The organism is Streptomyces sp. NPDC051776, from assembly GCF_040681345.1.
In the GTDB taxonomy this organism is placed as follows: domain Bacteria; phylum Actinomycetota; class Actinomycetes; order Streptomycetales; family Streptomycetaceae; genus Streptomyces.
On sequence record NZ_JBFAYQ010000017.1, the window covers coordinates 98520 to 102905 of the forward strand.

The window sequence follows — 4386 nt, forward strand, 5'->3', positions numbered from 1 at the left end:
AGCCTCGGGGCGCACGGCCCGGGGTATGACGCGGAACTCCCCGGAGACTTGGGCACGGGTGCGGACAGCCTCGGGGCGCACGGCCCGGGGTATGACGCGGAACTCCCCGGAGACTTGGGCACGGGTGCGGACAGCCTCGGGGCGCACGGCCCGGGGTATGAGGCGGAACTCCCCGGAGACTTGGGCTCGGGTGCGCGCCAAGCCCTCAGTGCCGTACGGGCGTTGGCTCCGCGCTCCTTCCGGGGGCGGGCCCGGACGGATCCGGCTCGCGCTCGGTCAGGGCTGAGCCGGTGCCGTTACGGGACGGTCCCGTGCCACTGGCGCCGCGCCCGGTGTCACGGGACGGCCCCGTGCTACTGGCCCGTGCCCGAACCGCCCGTGCCGCCGCCGCTGGACTCGCCGACCTTGGAGATCCAGTCCGACACATCGCCGGCCCACTCGGTCATCTGGTCCCAGAAGCTCTTCCCGTCGGCGACCCACGTCTGCAACGGCGTCAGTTCCCAGATCAGCCACGCGGCCACGATCAGTATCACGATGGAGAACAGGCAGCCCTTGAGGCAGCCCAGCCCCGGGATCCGCATCGGATTGGCGCTGCGGCGGCGCGGTTCCCGGCGCGGCTCCGGCGGGGGCGGCGGGGCGTAGCGCTGCGGCGGACGCTCGGCCTGACGGCGCCGGGGCCGCTGCTGGGGCGGCGGGGCCTGAGGCTCGGCATATCCGCCGTAGCCGCCCCCGTACTGCTGCTGCCCGTACGGCTGTTGGGGCGGGGGCGGCTGGCGGTGCGGACGGCGCCGCAGCGGATCCTGGCTCGGGTCGAGGTACTGGACCTGGGTCTGGTCGTTGCGGTCGCGTGCCGCGCGAAGCTGGGTCTGCCAGGGGTGATTTCCGTCACCCGGCGGCGGGGAGCCCGGCACGGGCGGCATCGCGCGCGTGGGGTCGGCGTCGGAGCCGCCACCTGGCCCGCTGCCGTGCTGCATGACCTGGGTGGGGTCGGCGTTCGGGCCGCCGCTGCCGGAGGCACCGGTCGAGGGCAGCACGCTCGTCGCGGCGTTCGGGTCGTAGGAACCGGCGCCGGACTGGAGGACCTGCGTCGGATCGCCGCTCCCCGCGGGGCCGCTGCCCGTGTCGGTGTCCGGGACGGGTGCGGGCGCCGGGTCGGGAGCGAGCAGTGCCGCGACGCCCCGGGCGGCCTCCGCCTGTGCGCCGGTGGCGTGGACGCCAACGCCCGCCGCGACGACGCGGAGGGAACGGGCGAGGTTCTCGGCGCTGGGGCGGTCCTCCGGGTTCTTGCGGAGACAGCGCTCGATGACCGTCCACAGCGGCTCGGGGACGGTCGTGGGGCGGCGGGGCTCCTCGCTGAGGTGACGGTGGAGCACCTCCAGGGCGGTGGCCCCGGCGAACGGCGGGCGGCCGGTCACCAGCTCGTACATCAGGATGCCCGCGCCGTAGACGTCAACGGCAGAGGTCTGCGGCCTGCCCTCGGCGGACTCGGGCGCGACATAGGCGGGTGTGCCGACGAATTCCTGGGTGCGGGTGAGCCCGGGCGAATCGGCCAGCCGGGCGATGCCGAAGTCGGTCAGCATCGGGTGCAGCTCGTCGTCGGAGCCTGCGAGCAGGACGTTGGCGGGCTTCAGGTCGCGGTGCACGACGCCGTCGGCGTGGCTGGAGGCGAGGGCGTCCGCGATCTGGGCCGTGAGGAGCGCGGCGGCGACCGGTGTGAACGGGCCGTTCTCGCGCAGATGGCGATGCAGGTCGGGGCCCTCGACGAGGTCCATGACCAGGGCGAGCAGATCCCCCTCGACGACGAGGTCGCGGGTCCGCACGATGTTCGGGTGGGTGAGACGCAGGAGTACGGACCGCTCGCGCAGGAAGCGCATCACGACGTCCGGGTCGCTCGCCAGCTCCTCCTTGAGGACCTTGATCGCGACGGTCTCGCCCGGCTGGCCCTGCACGGCGGCCTCGGCGCCCGCGGCCTCGCGCTGGCGAGCCCGCCACACGGTGCCCGTGGCCCCTCGTCCGAGCGGCTCCTCGAGGAGGTACTTGCTGCCTACCGGCCGCACGTCATGCGCTCCCTGATCGTGGTCCTGGTGTTCCTGGGCCGCCGGAAGGACGCGGACCCGTCCGACCCACTGTAGTGCGGACGCTCGGGTACCACCGGGTCGACAGCTGATCGGGGACCACGCCACGGCTCGTGAGGAAGACGCGTGTCGCGGACGGATGGTTGCCGGTCGCGGTCGCGGTGTGTGGACCGTGGGGGCGGCCCCGGGGCGCGGTCTCGGGCCGCGGTGGCGCGGGCGTACGGGTCGGTGCGGATCCGCGGTGCGTAGGGGACACGGCCGGTATGGCGGGGGTCACATCCAGGCGGTCATCGCGGGGGTGCGGCCATCCCGGCGCCGGGCGGGCGGTCGGGGCGGCGGAGGTGCAGGCGTTCCGACGGCCCGTCGGTTTCCAAGAGGTCCGCCCTTGAGGTCCGCCGTTGCTCCTGGGCTGTACTCCTCGTCCGGCGACGCCATGTCCGCTCTGCGATGGGCGGAGTGCGCTGCCCGAAAGGGCTTGGTCCACGGGCTTACTCGATCGAGGGATACGGACCTGTCGGAACACGGTCGTCCACGGCAAGTTTCTCGTCCTTATTCCTGCCGTTACCGGTCCAATCAAGATCAATGGGCTGTGGATTCCCGGCGAACCAGCGGCCGCAGGTGCGAGGATGCTTGCCAGCACGGAAGCGGCCGGGGCGGGGACTCCCCGCGCGCCGTGCTGACCTGTACGTGCCGAAGTGCCCGTACACGGCGGGGGTTTGACGGCATCTCTCGCCGCGTAGCCGGGGCAGAAGGGACCGTTGACGGCGATGCAGATCCGGCTGACCGTCCTCGGGCCGCGCGGCGGCCACACTGCGCGCGCCTGCGACGTGCTGGTCACGGCCCCGGCCGGGACCGCGCTCGCCGCGGTCGCGAGCGGGCTGGCCGCTGCCGCCGCGGCGGCTTCGGGCGCCGCTGTGAGCGCGGGCAGCGCAGCTGCGGGGCCAACCTCCGGGAAGGGCGGGGCGTCCGGCCCTCCGGCGGGCGACCCGGCGTCGGGCGGGTCCGGCGGTTCCTCGGGGCCGGTGGTGCTCTACGCGGGAAGCGAGCGGCTCGACCCGCAGCGGTGCGCGCTGGGCGAACCACCCCTGACCGACGGCGCCGTGCTGTCCCTCAACTCCCCCGCCGATCCCGGCCGTCACCCCGGTGTGCCCCAGGAAGCACCCACGGACGCGTCGGCCCAACTGCACGTCGTCGCGGGCCCGGACGCGGGCGGGGTCCACCTGTTGCACAGCGGCCGGATCCGGATCGGCCGCTCCGCAGAGGCCGATGTGCCCCTCGACGACCCGGACGTCTCCCGTCTGCACTGCGCGGTGACGGTCACCGAAGACGGGCAGGTGACGATCGCCGACCTCGGCTCCACGAACGGCACGTCCCTCGACGGCGCCCCTCTCGGTACGGGGCCTCTGCCGTTTCACCCGGGCTCACTGCTCCGGCTGGGCGAATCGGCGCTGCGGTTGGTGGGTGCGGGAGAGGCTCTGCCCATTGGGCGCGAGACCTTGCCCGGTGCGGGCGGGGCTTTGCCCGGTGGAGCTTTGCCCGGTGAGGCTCTGCCGGGTGAGGCTCTGCCGGGTGAGGCTTTGACCGGTGCGGGTGGGGCCGGGGCTGCTTTGCCGGCCGGCGCGCGCTCGGGCGGAAGCGGGTCTCCGATGCAGGAGGTGCTGCCGACCGCCCCAGACGGCGAGGGGCATCTGCGCGTATCACTCCGCGGTCGCGCGGCCCTGGATGGCGCCGCGGGCTCGGCACATCGCGGAGACTCCACGGTCACCGCGAACCCGTTGGGCTCGGTGGGCTTCCCGGCCCCTGCGGACCCCGCGGGTTCCGCCGCAGCAGGGCTCGGCGCGATCGCCCCGGGTGAGACGTCCCACCCCGCCTCCGCCCCGGACCGGACCGGCCCCGCCGCCTCCGGCCGGGGCACGGGCGCACCGTCCGGACCGGCCGCGGCGCCGCGCACCGCCCACGGCGGGTCGGACGCGCCCCGCCGTCCGTCATGGGCCACGGGCCCGTGCGACGACGAGGACGGCTCCGCCGCGCCGCGGGCCCGCGCGGGTCGGTCCTTCGACGAGCACGGCGGCGAGCCCGCCGCTGGGGGATCCGTACCGCCGCCGCGTACAACCGGTGCCTCCGACACGACACATGAGGACAGTTCAGGGCTCTGTCTGCCGCACCAGGCGCCCGATTCCGACGGGCCGTTCCCCCGAGCGGGGCAGGGCGCCGTGACGCATGGCGCCGGCCACCGCACGCGGCGCCCCGACCCGTCACCGTCCCCGTCCGCGTACGAAGGCCGGGAAGCCGGAGGCGCCCCGGGCGGAAG

The 4386-nt window shown here is 74.8% G+C and carries 2 protein-coding genes; one reads left to right on the top strand and one right to left on the bottom strand.

What is annotated here, in order from left to right; translation table 11 throughout:
* Nucleotides 1-353: 353 nt before the first annotated feature.
* Entirely contained in the window at nt 354-2057 is a 1704-nt protein-coding gene (locus AB0M26_RS16035) for a serine/threonine-protein kinase (protein WP_365260725.1), read from the bottom strand.
* 785 nt (nt 2058-2842) lie between these two features.
* On the opposite strand from AB0M26_RS16035, the gene AB0M26_RS16040 reads away from it, so the two are divergent.
* The coding region (locus AB0M26_RS16040) for an FHA domain-containing protein (protein ID WP_365260778.1) at nt 2843-4386 on the top strand (1544 nt) is incomplete at its 3' end.